Annotated in this window: 9 protein-coding genes; 2 read left to right on the forward strand and 7 right to left on the reverse strand. The window is 58.1% G+C overall.

The features are described 5' to 3' along the window. The first annotated feature begins 15 nt into the window (after nt 1–15). Nucleotides 16–1,851 (forward strand): translational GTPase TypA, encoded by a 1,836-nt coding sequence (gene typA / locus JI721_RS00240; RefSeq protein ID WP_274456093.1) that lies wholly within the window; start codon nt 16–18, stop codon nt 1,849–1,851. Between the two features lie 707 nt (nt 1,852–2,558). Beyond that, a complete protein-coding gene (locus JI721_RS00245; RefSeq protein WP_274457684.1) occupies nt 2,559–3,851 on the forward strand; it encodes an IS1380 family transposase in 1,293 nt (430 codons plus the stop codon). A gap of 209 nt (nt 3,852–4,060) precedes the next feature. Here the strand turns inward: JI721_RS00245 and JI721_RS00250 are convergent, their stop codons facing one another. The 7 genes from JI721_RS00250 to JI721_RS00280 all read right to left on the reverse strand — a co-directional run bounded on the left by JI721_RS00250 (nt 4,061) and on the right by JI721_RS00280 (nt 15,220). Continuing rightward, the gene (locus tag JI721_RS00250) at nt 4,061–4,345 is read right to left on the reverse strand and encodes a hypothetical protein (protein WP_274456095.1); all 285 of its coding nucleotides are present in this window, start codon (nt 4,343–4,345) and stop codon (nt 4,061–4,063) included. Nucleotides 4,346–4,641: 296 nt separating this feature from the next. Beyond that, nucleotides 4,642–5,577, reverse strand: a complete 936-nt coding sequence (pheA, locus tag JI721_RS00255; protein WP_274456096.1) for a prephenate dehydratase — start codon at nt 5,575–5,577, stop codon at nt 4,642–4,644. 30 nt (nt 5,578–5,607) lie between these two features. Continuing rightward, nucleotides 5,608–9,732: a PolC-type DNA polymerase III gene (locus JI721_RS00260; protein ID WP_407654125.1), complete on the reverse strand. Its 4,125-nt coding sequence runs from the start codon at nt 9,730–9,732 to the stop codon at nt 5,608–5,610. 445 nt (nt 9,733–10,177) lie between these two features. Next, nucleotides 10,178–11,872: a proline--tRNA ligase gene (locus tag JI721_RS00265; protein ID WP_274456099.1), complete on the reverse strand. Its 1,695-nt coding sequence runs from the start codon at nt 11,870–11,872 to the stop codon at nt 10,178–10,180. Between the two features lie 39 nt (nt 11,873–11,911). Next, complete coding sequence (rseP, locus tag JI721_RS00270; RefSeq protein WP_274456100.1) at nt 11,912–13,186, reverse strand: RIP metalloprotease RseP; 1,275 nt, start codon at nt 13,184–13,186, stop codon at nt 11,912–11,914. After that, nucleotides 13,174–14,346: a 1-deoxy-D-xylulose-5-phosphate reductoisomerase gene (locus JI721_RS00275; RefSeq protein ID WP_274456101.1), complete on the reverse strand. Its 1,173-nt coding sequence runs from the start codon at nt 14,344–14,346 to the stop codon at nt 13,174–13,176. Before JI721_RS00275 ends, rseP begins: the two co-directional genes overlap by 13 nt. A gap of 82 nt (nt 14,347–14,428) precedes the next feature. Then, entirely contained in the window at nt 14,429–15,220 is a 792-nt protein-coding gene (locus tag JI721_RS00280) for a phosphatidate cytidylyltransferase (RefSeq protein ID WP_274456102.1), read from the reverse strand. Nucleotides 15,221–15,228 lie beyond the last annotated feature (8 nt).

Genomic DNA, 15,228 nt, shown 5'->3' on the forward strand with positions numbered 1-15,228 from the left:
GGTGAAGTGAATCCAATGACCCAATCACATGTAGACCGGTTGCGCAACGTCGCGATTGTCGCACACGTTGACCACGGAAAAACCACCCTGGTTGACCAGTTGTTGCGCCAATCCGGCCTCTTTCGAAACAATCAGCAGCTGCAGGAACGCGCCATGGACTCCGGAGAACTGGAACGTGAGCGCGGCATCACGATTTTGGCAAAGACAACCGCGATTCCCTACCGGGATCGGAAAATCAATATCGTTGACACCCCCGGCCACGCAGACTTCAGCGGTGAAGTCGAACGGATTGTGAAGATGGTGGATGGCGTACTGTTGGTCGTCGACGCGTTTGAGGGCGTCATGCCGCAGACAAAGTTCGTCTTGCAGAAGGCGCTCGCGCAGGGCTTGGCGCCGATTGTCGTGGTCAATAAGATGGATCGCGATAACGCCCGGCCGTCTGAAGTGGTCGACGAGGTCCTCGACCTGTTCATCGAACTGGATGCGAGCGAAGAACAATGCGACTTCCCGGTCGTATACACGTCTGGCGTTCGAGGTACTGCATCGCTTGACCCGGCCGACCTTGGCACCAATATGGAGCCCTTGTTTGAAGCGATTGTGAAGCACATCCCAGCGCCGCTGGTCGATGTCGATGCGCCGCTGCAGTGGCAGTCGACCATGCTGGAGTACAACGAGTTCCTCGGCCGTATTGGCATTGGGCGCGTGGTTCGTGGCCGCATCCGGGTCGGGGACACCGTCGCGATCCTCGGGCGGGACGGATCTTCGCGCAAGTCGCGGATCACCAAGCTGTACGGCTTCGAGGGCCTGCGCCGGGTCGATACCGAAGAGGCTTCAGCTGGCGATATCGTCGCCTTGGCGGGACTCGGAGACATCACGGTCGGTGACACGGTGGCAGACGCCATGAATCCAGAGGCTTTGCCCGCGCCCGCGATCGACGAACCCACGCTGCAGATGAGCTTCCTCGTGAATAACAGCCCGCTGGCTGGCCGCGAAGGAACCTATGTCACATCACGGAAGCTCCGCGAACGCTTGTACGCCGAAATGGAATCGGACGTGAGCCTGCGGGTCGAAGACACGGAGGACGCGGACACGTTCCTCGTCTCCAGCCGCGGTGAATTGCACTTGTCGATTTTGATTGAACGGATGCGGCGCGAAGGCTACGAAATGCAAGTCTCGAAACCGCGCGTCATTGTCAAGGAAATCAATGGACAAAAAATGGAGCCCGTTGAGCGGTTGGTCGCAGACGTACCGGATGATGCGGTGGGCGCAGTGATTGAAGCGCTTGGCGTGCGCCGCGGTGAATTGCGGGAAATGACGCCGTACCCAAGCGGCGGTTCCACCAAGCTCGAATTTGCGGTGCCGGCACGCGGACTGATCGGTTTTCGGAATGAGTTTCTGACGATGACCCGCGGATACGGTACAATGCACCAGTCATTCCTTGGCTATGAGCCTTGGAAAGGGGACGTGCAGACGCGGCGGCAGGGCGTGATTGTCGCCAGTGAAGGCGGCGTTGCCACCGCGTACAGCCTGCAAAACTTGGAAGACCGCGGCGTGTTCTTCATCACCCCGGGCACCGTCGTGTATGAGGGCATGATTGTCGGTGAGCACGCACGTGAAAATGACCTGACCGTGAACGTGGTCAAGGCGAAGCACATGTCGAACGTTCGCTCCGCCACCAAAGAAGAGACCACCCGCCTAAAGGCCCCGCGGAACCTGTCGCTGGAGCAGGCGATTTCTTATATCGAGGACGATGAACTGGTGGAAATCACACCGCAGAACTTCCGCTTGCGCAAGCGCAAACTCAACAAGTCGGAGCGCGAGAAGTCGGCGAAACAATCGGTTCAGGTGTAACGTGTAACAGCTAGGCGACCGTCAAACGGACCATGCGGCTGTGTCTCCTAAACAAAATTCACCGCTGATTTTGTACGTCGCAGGCCCTGCCCCATCAATGCATTGACAGGCCCACGTCTTTCGCACGTGGGCCCTGCCTATGCCAAGACGCATAGGCCTGAACGAACACGAGTAAATGGCGCCACGTCGTTCAATGCATAAACAGCCGGTACGAAGCGGCTGCACTCAAATTTACACCACTTAACTGGCGATGGCCGAAACAAGCAGCCTCCCTGTTTACGCTCAGATTGTTTGGCGTCATTGTCGGTGGATTCTCTGTGATTCACTGTCACCGTCAAACAGCGCGAGCGGCTACACCAACAAGCTCACCGGAAAACCTAAAGTATCAGCTTTCTCTCCTTCAGCTCATTTAGATAATTTTGTATGTTAGATTCAAATTGCTTGTTATGATTCTTCATTTCATCCATTTTGTGATTGTTATCGGGTAGATACTTCAAGAATAACTGCAGCCTGTCCATATCTGCATTTGAAACTTTATTCCTGAATCCGTGGCGGCTTGACCCGTAGAACCCCGCCAACACGTGTGTTTTCTCCGGTAGAATAGGGATAGTTGGGGCTGTGCTCCTCCAGATCCGCTTCACCGCCGGGGTGATCTTTTGCGTTTTATTATTGAGGAATCCGATGAAGTCATTGTTACCCATTCAGGTATGGCGTTGATTGGGTTGCTCCTTGAAAAGACTCGAATCGGCGAACGTCTCAATCAAACTCGGTTAGACGGCATGGGAACTCCAGAAATCTCGAACTGGGACATTGCACATGCGTATATTGGCTTGCTTTGCCAAGGCAAAACCGACTTCGACCATATCGAACCCTTCCGGGAGGATGATTACTTCCTGGATGCGCTGCAGATTCAGAGTGTACCCTCCAGCCCTACATTACGCCAACGCATTGACATGGCAGCAGGAAAATCCGGATGGGAGTCCATTCTCCTGGAAGAGTCGGCAAAGTTGCTGAAAACGTTGGAAGTGACACTTCGCCCCATCGTGCTTGGACAGGACTCCGATCATCGTTTCTACGTCCCTTTGGACATCGACGTCTCGCCGTTTGACAACTCGGGCACCAAGAAGGAAGGCGTCTCTCGTACATACAAGGGACTGGACGGGTACGCCCCCATCTTCGCTTATTTGGGTCAAGAGGGATACGCTGTCCATGTTCAGCTTCGGGAAGGCAGCACACATGTCCAAAAAGGAACCGCCGCCTTCCTGCGAGAGAGCATCGGATACGCTCGACAGGTAACTGACCTACCGCTGCTCGTACGCATGGATGCAGGGAATGACAGTGCCGAAAACATTGCAATCTGCCAGGCGGAGGACAGCAAGGCAGATTTCATCATCAAGCGAAACCTGCGGAAAGAGAGCGTTGACGCCTGGCTGATCACTGCACAGCAACATGGAACCTGCGAGGAGCCTCGTCCCGGAAAGAAGGTTTATCAGGGCTCGCTACTCTGCCCGGTCAAAAGTGTGTCTCAGCCAGTTCGCATGGTGTTTGAAGTCATTGAACGTACGACAACCGCCGACGGGCAAATGCTGCTCGTACCGGAGATTGAGGTTAGCGCCTACTGGACGTCACTACCGGACGCCCCGGCGGTCATCATTCAACTCTATCGGGAACACGCTGTCATGGAGCAGTTCCATAGCGAGATCAAGACAGACCTGGATGCGGAACGGCTGCCCTCCGGTAAGTTTGCGACGAATAGCCTGGTCCTGCACTTCGTCGTCGTAGCATATAACCTATTGCGGGTGATAGGCCAGGAAAGTCTCAAACGGGGTGATTCACCGCTGCGCAAAAAGGTAGAACGCCGCCGGATTCGCACGGTGATTCAAAACTTGATGACACTGGCCGCCAAGATGGTCCGGCATGCCCGGCAGACAAAGCTAAAACTGGGCCGTGGCAATCGGTGGCTTCCCACGTTTCGAAGATTGTATTTGACCTTCTCGTGACGACAAGGCGGCCGTCGAACTGGAATTTCAACCTCCCGAAAGCTCCCAAGACCAGGGGGTTTGGGACTTCGTCACTCCAAAGGCGGCATGACATGCGAACTCGATGACCAACACCGGAACGACCACCGTGGGCAACTTCGTAGGCGCCGAACTTCTTCCACTTTTGCCCACAGAAACAGCAAATTGGTCAAGCCGTCACGGATTCAGGCTCAATACAATCCATCCCTGAATGAAAGATCGTTACGCTCAGAGGAATACTGCTGATACTCACCAGATACTGTAAGAAATTTGGCAGCAGCATCGTGTAAAGCAGATCGCTTGTGCTTTTGCTGAAATGTTTGTAGATCTTCCATCCCATCATGGACTAGAACACTTTGATATACGATTGCTCCCGGCGATGATCGATTATTCAATATCGCTAAAATACCGAATGCAAGTATCAAGTTCATCAAAACGGACGTACCTAGCAAGATTGGGAGCGCCCCTTTTTTCATTTAATCGCACTCCAATGGCCATTTACCTGCAACAGTTTGGAGATTGGTGAAGGTGTTTGAACCGACGGAACCTGCCATGGAAGACGACGCAGGAAAAGGAGACTCCGTGTACTTGATAGGTCACGGTTCAAGATGAAAACTGCATACTTTTCACCACTTTCACCATGCAGGTTCATCGTTTCGACACAACCTCCCAACACCCCTCTACAAAATCCACAAAATTCATTCACTTATACGAAAAAACGACCCGACGCATGTCTTGCGCTCGGACTCGCAACCCTCAGATGCATCTCACGCTATGACTTCCGCCCGCATTCGAGCTCTGGAAACAACCCCAGACGGATGATTTCAATTCCGTCCGACTCGAGCACCGACTGAACCTTTCGCCACGCCTCCACCCCGCGGGCATGTCGCGCCGGAAACGGCCACTGAACGTCGACGAAGAAGATATATGTTCCGAGCTGATGCCCGATGGGCCGGGATTCGATGCGGCTGAGGTCAAAGCCGTGATCGTAAAACGGCTTCAACGCATGAAGCAAGCCGCCGGGCTTATTCGGTACATTCACCAACATCAACGCGAGCGTTGTTCGCTTGCCTTCCGCTTGAATCTTTGTCGTCCGTGCGTTGCCAAACAGTGCGAAACGGGTTTCGTTCCCGGACACATCCTGGATGGGTTCTGGACTGGCCGACAGGCCGTACCGCTGTGCCGCCAGCCGCGTGCCGATGGCAGCCAAGCCGGGGTCTTTGGCGGTTGCCACCAATTGTGCAGCGTGTGCGGTGCTGGAGACGGCCGTCTGCCGGGCGTGGGGTAAGTGCTTCTGCAGCCAGCCCGTGCATTGGCCAAGGGCTTGCGGGTGCGAGAGGACCTCGCGAATGTTCGCGAGATCCGTTTGAGGATGTGTGATTAGAAACTGTTCAATGGGCAGCGTGAGCGACGCCAGGATTTGCAGGCGCAAGGCAGCTTCGCGAACCGGGTCAGGCTCCGCAGGCTGACGCGCGACCCGCCCAATGACGTCCCATGCCGCCGTGACCGAGCCCTGCGCCGTGTTTTCCAGTGGAATGCACCCTAGCACATCCTCGCCATCCGCCTGCCGATTGGCGACGGCCATGACGACCTGCGGAATGGTCTCCTCGGTGACCAGTTGTGCGTCTGCCAACCCCAATACATCACAAAACCGCATCGCAGCCTCATGGGAAAACGTCGTTTCCGGGCCCAAATAGAACAGTTTCATTCTATGTCCTCCTCTCGGCGCCTCTGCCGCCTAAAACAACGACAACTGGTTGGTCTCCGGCAGGCCATTCAGGCAGCCAAGCCCATCCAGAATTTCGATCACGGTCTTGGACACGCGGCTGCGCGACTGCAAGTCCTCAATCGACAGGAAGGGTCCTTCCTCGCGCGCGGCCATCAAGTTCTTCGCAGCCGCTTCCCCGACGCCAGCGATGGCGCCAAACGGCGGCAGCAGGCTGTCGTCGCCGATGATGCGGAACTGCGTCGCGTGCGACTCGTACAAGTCCACCGGCAGGAATTTGAAGCCCCGCACCACCATTTCCAGCGCGACTTCGAGCACCGTCAACAAACTCTTTTCCTTCGGCAGAGCGCCGTTGCCCTTCTGCTCGATTTCCTCAATCTTACGTTCAATCGCCGACCGGCCGCTGGCCATCAAAGCGACGTCAAAGTCGTCCGCGCGCACCGTGAAGTAGGTTGCATAGAAGGCCAGCGGGTGGTGAATCTTGAACCACGCAATGCGCATCGCCATCAGCACATACGCCGTCGCGTGCGCCTTTGGAAACATGTATTTGATTTTTCGGCCGGACTCGATATACCATTCCGGCACGCCGAACGAACGCATGTATTCTGCGTCCTCTTCCTTCACACCTTTGCCCTTCCGAATCGATTCCATAATTTTGAACGCACGACCCGGTTCGAGCCCCTTGTAAATCAGGTACACCATGATGTCGTCGCGCGCGCAGATAACTTCGGACAGTGTCGCGGTGCCGTTGCGAATCAGCTCCTGCGCGTTGTTCAACCAGACGTCCGTCCCGTGCGACAGACCAGAGATGCGCACCAGCTCCGAGAACGTGGTCGGCCGCGTATCTTCAAGCATCTGACGGACAAACTTCGTGCCAAACTCCGGAATCGCGTACGTCCCCGTGACAGACCGAATGTCCTCCGGTTTGACACCAAGCGTCTCCGTGCCGCTGAACAGCCCCAGGACCAGCGGGTCGTTCAGTGGAATCGTCTTCGGGTCCACACCCGTCAAGTCCTGCAGCATGCGGATCACGGTGGGGTCGTCGTGGCCTAGAATGTCGAGTTTGAGCAGACAGCTCTCCAGCCCCGAGTGGTAATCAAAATGGGTTGTCAGCGTGCCGGCCGTCTTGTCATCGGCCGGATACTGCACGGGCGTAAAGTCGTAAATCGACACATGCGCAGGCACGACCACCTGCCCGCCCGGATGCTGGCCCGTGGTCCGCTTGACACCCGTACAGCCCGCCACCAGCCGGTCGATCTCGGCGTTGCGCAATACCAATCCGCGCTCCTCCGCAAACTTGCGCACATACCCATACGCTGTCTTCTCCGCGACGGCTGAGATGGTGCCTGCGCGGAACACGTGGTCGCGCCCGAACAACTCTTCCGTATACTTATGCGCACGCGGCTGATATTCCCCTGAGAAGTTGAGGTCAATATCCGGAACCTTGTCTCCCTCAAACCCAAGGAACGTTTCGAACGGAATGTCCTGTCCGTCCTTGTTGAGCGGCGTCCCGCACTGGGGGCAGTCCTTTGGCGGCAAGTCGAAGCCGGACCCGACGCTGCCGTCCTGGATAAACTCGCTGTATTTACAGCTCGGGCACAAGTAATGCGGCGGCAGCGGGTTGACCTCCGTGATGTCCGTCATCGTCGCGACCAGCGATGACCCAACCGAACCACGGCTGCCCACCAGGTAGCCGTCCGACAGCGACTTGGTCACGAGTTTGTGCGCGATTAAGTAAATCACGGAGAACCCGTTGTTGATAATGGAGTTCAGTTCCTTCTGCAGGCGCTGCTCCACAATATCCGGCAGCGGGTCGCCGTACATCTCACGCGCCTTGCTGTAGGAAAGGCTGCGGATCTCGTCCTCCGCTCCGTCGATCACCGGCGTGTACAGCTCCGTCGGAATCGGCCGCACGTCTTCGATCTGCGCCGCGATGGCCGTTGGATTGTCCACAACGACTTCCTTCGCCGCGTCTCCGAGATAGCGGAACTCTTCCAGCATCTCGTCGGTTGTCCGCAGATACAAGGGCGGCTGCTTGCTTCCTTCCACACCGTGCTGCGACTGCAGAAACACTTCCCGGTAAATGCCGTCTTCCGGGTTCAAAAAGTGCACGTCGCCCGTCGCAACCACGGGTTTATGAAGCCGGTGCGCGATCTCAAGGATTTGCCGGTGCATGTCGCGGATGCTCTCGTAACTCTGCACCATCTCCTCGCGCAGCAGGTTCTCGTAATGAGAGGGCGGCTGAATCTCAAGATAATCGTAAAACTCGCAGATTTCCTCTATTTCCTCTACGCTTTTTCCGCGCAGGAATGCTTGAATGAGTTCGCCGTTCTGACAAGCGGTTCCAATCAACAAGCCCTCGCGCCGCGGCACCAGCTCGCTCTTCGGGATGCGCGGCGTCCGGTACAGGTACTCGGTATGAGAAAGGGATACCAGTTCGTATAAGTTGCGCAGCCCCGTCTTGTTCTGCACCAGAATCGTGGCGTGAAACGGACGGACACGAGACACGTCCGCAGACCCGGAGATGTCCAACAGCTTTGTCAGCGTGTCGATCCCGTTCGTCGCCAACGCCTCCTGCATGTGCGCAAACACCTTGGCGGTCGCTTCCGCATCTGCCAGCGCGCGGTGGTGGTTGACCAGTTCCACGTTAAATTTCTGCGTCAACGTCTTCAAACGGTAGTTTTTTTCGCCTGGGTACAGCGCCCGCGCCAGCGCCAGGGTATCAATCACCGGCGGCTTCCAGTCCGCCAGACCGGCGCGCAGTCCGCACTGTGCCAGAAAGCCCACGTCGAACTCCGCGTTGTGGGCAACGAGTATCGCGCCTTCGGAAAACTCGCGAAACCGCACCAAGGCGTCCTTCATCTTCGGCTGCCCGACCAGCATGTCGTTCGAGATGCCGGTGAGCTCCGTGATTTTCGCCGACAAGGGACGCTCCGGGTCAATCAGCGTCGAGAACGTATCGACGATGTTTCTGCCTTTCATGCGCACGGCTGCGATTTCAATCAGGGTGTCCTCGCGCGCGTTGAGACCGGTGGTTTCGGTGTCGAACACGACGTACGCCGACGCCTCATCAAGCGAACGGTCATCCGGGTGATACACAATCGGCGTGCCGTCGTCCACGACATAGGCTTCGAGACCAAGAATCACCTGGATGTCGTGTTTCTTGCCGAGGCTGTAGGCTTCGGGGAACGATTGGACCACGCCGTGATCGGTAATGGCGATGGCTTTGTGGCCCCACTTCGCCGCCTGTTTGATGAGCGCAGATACTGGCGTCACACCGTCCAGCGCGGACATGGGCGTATGCAGGTGCAATTCCACACGTTTCTCCTCTGCGGTATCCAGTCGCTGCGGCGGATCGATCGGTTGAATGTCCTGGGCCATAAAGACGATTTCCTTGTTGTACGTGTCGAACTGCACCTGGCCCTGCATACGCAGGTACACGCCGTCTTTCAGCGGCTCCAGTGCTTCCACCTGGCGTGCGTTGTTGGTAAAAAACTTTGCGGTGATGGAGTCTGTATCGTCCGTGATGTTGAACTGATACAAGGACCGCCCGCTCGGAAGGTTTCGATGCTCCGCCTTGAACACGCGGCCCTCGATGACCACGCTGCGCATTTCGTCAACGATTTCCTTGATGGGTGTCACCGGTTTGTCAATGGGGCGCCCGATGGTGAGGGGCGGCAGCGGTTCGTCATCATTGCGGCGACGCCGGAACCGGTCCCCACTCTGCTTGTCCGGTACGGCTTGGGACGCCTCCTTGCGCTCGGCCTTGGCAGCCGTCTCCATTTCGCGCGCAATGTCACTGACCTGGCGGCGCTCCTCTTCCAGCAGCTGCGCTCGCAATTCCTGCGCTTTGTCCTGTGCGCCGGCATCCACCATGAGTTGAAAGGCGACCTCTACGCCGAGGGCGCGCCTGGCCATCTCGGTCAACCAGCCCGCCGCGCGCTTGCGTTCCAACTGCGCTTGCTCGGCCTCGTTGCGCAGCACGAAGGATACCACCATCGTGGTGTCCACGTCCACAGCATCTTCGGCCGCCGCAGGCGTCGGCGCTGCGGCATGAACCGATTGTTCAGCGCCCTTGAGCCAATTCCCGGCAACCGCTTCCTCCTGTGCATACCGCGCAACCAGCGCAAAAGTCATAGCCTCCATCGCCATACGGGCAGGCCGACGGGTCCATACGGGCGGAAGAATTTGTACCTCTACCCCGTCCTGCGCGAAGAACGACTGACACGCTGCCTCAACGGTGTCATACCGCCGGATGGCTTCCATCGCCTTCGTCCGCATCCAGTCGACAGGGACATCATCCGCCGTACGCATCCCTTCCGCTTCCGCGTCGTCGACAGAAAACACCGGCGGTAATTGCACTTCGATACGACGAGACCGAGGATACACAATCACGCGCTCCACGGCCCCGGCGATTTCCCCATCCGGCAGCGTCGATGCGGATGGCAGGTTGGTGTCCGTTTGCACCCGCGAAATACTCATGCCGCTGCCCTCCTTTATACCGCTGCACCGCTCCTCCGTAGGGAACGGCGCAATGCACCTTCACAACTTTGGATACGGTGCCTGCTTCACAATCCGCTCTTTATTTCACGATACCCAAAATAGTTTCAAACGCCTGCTCCACCGTCAGGACCTGCACTTCCCCCGTACGCCGGATCTTCAACTCCACGTTCCCTTCGGCGATTTTGCTGCCAATCGTGACCCGAACCGGCAAACCAATCAAGTCTGCGTCCTTGAACTTGACCCCTGGACGCTCGTCGCGGTCATCCAGCAAAACCTCCACGCCTGCAGCGTGCAGCCGGTGATAGAGCGATTCCGCCGCCTTCACCTGCTGCTCATCCTTGATGTTGACCGGCACAATGTGGACGTGATACGGCGCAATCGCGATGGGCCAGATGATGCCGTTCTCATCGTGACACTGTTCAATCACAGCCGGAATGACGCGGGAGGTTCCGAGGCCGTAGCAGCCCATGATGATGGTTCGCTCGGCGCCGGACTCATCCGTATACGTGGCCCCGAACGCCTTCGAGTACTTCGTCCCCAGCTTGAACACGTGGCCCACTTCGATGCCGCGGAACAAACGCAGGGGTTGTCCGCATTTCACGCACAGGTCGCCCGCCGCCGCCATGCGGATGTCCGCCGTCTCCGGAACGGGGAAGTCGCGGTTCGGCACCACATGAATGTCATGATAGCCCGCTTCGTTCGAGGCAGCCACGCCGTCCGCGATAGAGAGAATGTCGCGATCGAAAACGACCTTCAGGCCGCAGTCCGGACCGACGAATCCGACCGGCTTGCCGGTTTCACGCAGGACTTCCTCTGCGCTGGCCATCGTGAGGTCTTTGGCGCCGAGCACCTTTTTGAGCTTGACTTCGTTCACTTCGTGGTCACCGCGCAAACACGCTGCGACCGGTTTTCCATCGGCCAGATACACGACGACCTTGATAATCTGGCTCGCCGATACCCCCAACACCCGAACCAGGTCCTCGATGGTCTTGGTGCCTGGCGTGGCCACCTTCTCCCTTGCCGGCGTCTGGCTGGCGTCCGCCTGCGGCAGGGCTTGTCCGACCGCTTTCTCCACGTTGGCCGCGTAGGAACAGTGCGAACAGCCTGCGATGGTGTCCTCGCCCGCCTCGGACAACACCATAAATTCGTGATTGCCGGCCTCTCCGCCAATGGCGCCCGAATCCGCCTCGACCGCACGATACTCGACGCCCAGTCGGTCAAAAATACGGCAGTAGGCATCGTACATGGCCTGATAGCTTGCATCCAGACCGGCTTCGTCGAGGTCGAACGAATACGCGTCTTTCATACGGAACTCCCGGCCGCGCAGCAGGCCTGCACGGGGGCGTGGTTCATCTCGAAACTTGGTCTGAATTTGGTAGAGCGTCACAGGCAGCTGGCGATAGGATTGGACTTCGTTTTGCACCAGGCTGGTAATCACTTCTTCGTGAGTGGGTCCCAGCACCATGGTTCGGTCATGCCGGTCTTGAAAGCGAATGAGTTCCGCACCATAGTCTTCCCAGCGGCCAGACTGCTGCCACAATTCCGCAGGCTGCATCGCCGGCAGCAGGACTTCCTGGGCGCCAGCGTTGTCCATCTCCTGGCGGACGATGGCCTCAATCTTCGACAACACGCGGTACCCCAGCGGCAAAAAGGTGTACACGCCGGCCGTCAACTGCCGCATTAAACCGGCCCGCAGCATCAGACGATGGCTTGCCACATCCGCGTCTGCAGGGTTCTCTCGAAGGGTGTTCAGGAATAGTTTGCTCTGCTTCATCCTCTGCCTCCCACTTGGCGGTTGTCCGAACATGTGAAATTAAAACAACCTTGTCACATCGCGGTAGGTAATCACGACCGCGAACAACATCAACAGCGCGAATCCGACGAAGTGTACGAGGCCTTCCTTGCGGGGGTCGACCCCTTTGCCTCGGACCATCTCCACGACCATAAACAACAGCCGACCGCCGTCCAGCGCCGGAATCGGAAACAGGTTAAACAGCCCCAGGTTCAGGCTCAGCAATGCGGTGATAAAGACGACTTGCCAAACGCCGGACTGCGCTTGCTGGCTGATCACGTCCGCAATCCCAACCGGACCGGATAAATCCTGGAATTGATGATGCGAGATGACCTGCCCGTACAGTTGCACGGTGTTGACAGACCCATAGTACACGGAAGCGAATCCACTCGTGAAGGCCTGAACGGGGTCGTGCGTCACAGGCGCGTTGACACCAAGCTGCGGTACCTTCTGGCCCTGGACCGTGACCAGATGCGGGCGAACCACCAGCGTCTCTGTCCGGCCGCTGCGGTCGACGACGACCGTTAACGGCTTCGGTGGGTTGTCAGATTGGATGGCCTTCACCAACTGCGCCCAGTTTTGAATGGTCTGTCCATCCACTTTCTCGACGCGGTCGCCCTGCATCAGGCCCGCCTGCGCCGCCGGCGTGTTCGGGACAATCTGTCCCAGCACCGGTGAATTCACCGGGATCCCCGTATGTAAATTCAACAGGGTAAACAGAACCCCCGCCAGTAGAAAATTCATGAAAGGCCCCGCCAAAATCATCGCGGCACGCTGCCACAACGGCTTGCCGAGCACTTGCTCATGCCGCTCCACAATGGGCATCGAATTGCGCGTGCTGGTCATCAGCCGGGCATGGGGCCGCACAGGATAGGTACGCACCCCATCGTCCATCGCCAAGGTCATCTGGAGCCGATCCATCAAATCCAAGTCTTCAAGCGTCGCAATTTGCCCGCGCGGCAAGTCGGACGGATCGCCAACCGCCTGAATGCGGCCCTCGTCATCGAACTCAACGGCAAGGCGTTCCCCTTTGCGAAACAGCGTATCCTGCGGCAGCTCACCCGCCAGCTGCACCATGCCGCCGATGGGGAACAACCGTACCGAAAACTCTGTCCCGCGCCGATACCAGCGGATGAGTTTCGGGCCAAACCCGATGGCAAAGGCCGGCACGGCAACCCCGCACTTCTTCGCCACAATGTAATGGCCAAATTCGTGAATGACGATACTGACCACAAAGACTAGAATGATCGCGACCGCCGATCGCAAGACGCTTTCCACGATGATCAACTCGTCCACCCGCCCTTCTCTATGATCTTATGAGCGGTTGCCCGTGCCCAAGCATCCATCTGCAAAATTTCTTCCAATTCGCGCGGGACGCCGGGCTGATGCTGCTCGAGGACGCTCTCCACCAGTTTCGCCATTTGCAGGAAAGTCATTCGTCCCTGCAAAAAGCATTCTACCGCAACTTCATTCGCGGCGTTCAGTACGCATGGCGCGAATCCGCCTGCGCGTCCAGCCTCATAGGCCAGTCGCAAGCTTGGAAAACGGTCAAAATCCGGCGCTTCAAACGTCAACTCGGACAGTTCGAGCAAGTTCAGTCGTGTGGCTGGGGACGGCCGATGGCGCGGGTACGTCAGCGCGTACTGAATCGGGATCCGCATGTCTGCAGCACCAAGCTGTGCAAGGATGGAACCGTCCAGGTATTCAACCATCGAGTGAATCACACTCTGCGGATGAACGACTACTTCAATTTTATCATAGGATGCGTCAAACAAATGATGGGCTTCTATCACCTCCAACCCTTTGTTCATCAGGGTCGCCGAATCGATCGTGATTTTCTGACCCATGGTCCAGTTGGGATGACGAAGCGCCGCGTCCACCGTGGCCCGTTCCAGTTGTGCCTGCGACCAGGTCCGGAACGGACCGCCGGACGCCGTCAGGATGTAGCGGGCGACGTCGTCCGGCCGCCCCGCCTGCAGGCACTGAAAGACAGCCGAGTGCTCGCTGTCGACCGGCACAATCCGCGCCCCGGTGCGGGCGCACAGCGGCATCACGAGGTCGCCGCCCGCGACGAGGGTCTCTTTGTTGGCGAGGGCGATGGTGGCGCCGCGTTCCATCGCGAGCCACGTGGGGCGCAGGCCGCGAGCGCCCACCACTGCGGAAACCACGACGTCGCTTGGAATCGCAGCGGCAGCGGCAAGCCCCGCCTCACCAACGCCAATCTCGGGCAAGGGATGCACGTCAGATAAGGCGTCCAACAGCGTCTGACGGGCAGCCTCATCCTGAACCGACACGAACGAAGGACGAAACGCCCGCACTTGCTGGGCCAACAGGTCTGCGTTGCGACCTGCGGCAAGCGCCGCCACCGTCACGGGTTCCGTGAAGGACCCTAAGACCGATAAGGTTTGTCGACCAATCACACCAGTGGAACCAAGGATGGAGATTGAGAACGTCAAATCAAGCCGCCTCTTTCAAGTGGACTGTGCACAACGCGGCGAAGACGTCACGCGCTCTCGCGTTGGTCGCCAGACCTCGCGATTAAAACCACGTCGATGCGCCAGAGAGAATGAGGAATAAGGCAAACGGAGCTGCGAACAACAAACCGTCCACACGGTCGAGCATTCCGCCGTGCCCGGGCAACAGGCGTCCGGAATCCTTCACGCCAGCCGACCGCTTGTAGGCAGATTCGACCAGGTCGCCCAGTTGGCTGACCGCGGAGACCATCGCGCCAAACAGCGCACAGGACGCCGCATGAAACCCGGGTACCGCGATGAACCCCACCACCACAGCAGCTGCGGCCGCCCCAACCAGCCCGCAAATGGAGCCGCTCACCGTCTTTTTCGGGCTGATGTCCGGCCACAGCTTCGACCCCTTCAGCCACTTGCCGCCAAAGTAGGCTGCCGTGTCTGTCACCCAGACGAGAATCAGCACCAGCCACAGCCACACCCGACCGTCTGGCAGCGCGCGGAGCGCGCCAAGGGCCTGCCCGCCATAGCCGATGTACAGCGCACCCACCAGTGCAGCCGCCGAATGCTGGAGCGTGATCCGATTGCGCAGCGCCACCGGGAACAACAGGGTTACCGCCACCATGATTTCCATCACGAGCGATATCCGCCAGTGCGGTGCCCACTGCACCTCGGCGACAATGAGGTACGCCCACCACGCCAGCGGATGGCGCCATGACAGACCGAGCATAGAGACGAATTCGCCTGCGCAGATGATGCAGGCGACAAACACAACGACCCGCCAGGCAATCGGATCGCCAAGCACAATCACAAACAACACGACCAAACCAGCCAGCAACGCGCTCCAAAACCGTTGAATCAGCATCGGGGCAC

The sequence above is a fragment of the Alicyclobacillus cycloheptanicus genome, from assembly GCF_028751525.1.
Classification (GTDB): Bacteria; Bacillota; Bacilli; order Alicyclobacillales; family Alicyclobacillaceae; genus Alicyclobacillus_L; species Alicyclobacillus_L cycloheptanicus.

Bases quoted from the DNA above. Each gene is read 5' to 3' on its own strand.
- JI721_RS00260 (WP_407654125.1), bottom strand. From the start codon at position 9,732: ATGACTTTTGCGCTGGTTGCGCGGTATGCACAGGAGGAAGCGGTTGCC.
- typA (WP_274456093.1), top strand. From the start codon at position 16: ATGACCCAATCACATGTAGACCGGTTGCGCAACGTCGCGATTGTCGCA.
- pheA (WP_274456096.1), bottom strand. From the start codon at position 5,577: ATGAAACTGTTCTATTTGGGCCCGGAAACGACGTTTTCCCATGAGGCT.
- JI721_RS00250 (WP_274456095.1), bottom strand. From the start codon at position 4,345: ATGAAAAAAGGGGCGCTCCCAATCTTGCTAGGTACGTCCGTTTTGATG.
- JI721_RS00265 (WP_274456099.1), bottom strand. From the start codon at position 11,872: ATGAAGCAGAGCAAACTATTCCTGAACACCCTTCGAGAGAACCCTGCA.
- JI721_RS00280 (WP_274456102.1), bottom strand. From the start codon at position 15,220: ATGCTGATTCAACGGTTTTGGAGCGCGTTGCTGGCTGGTTTGGTCGTG.
- JI721_RS00245 (WP_274457684.1), top strand. From the start codon at position 2,559: ATGGCGTTGATTGGGTTGCTCCTTGAAAAGACTCGAATCGGCGAACGT.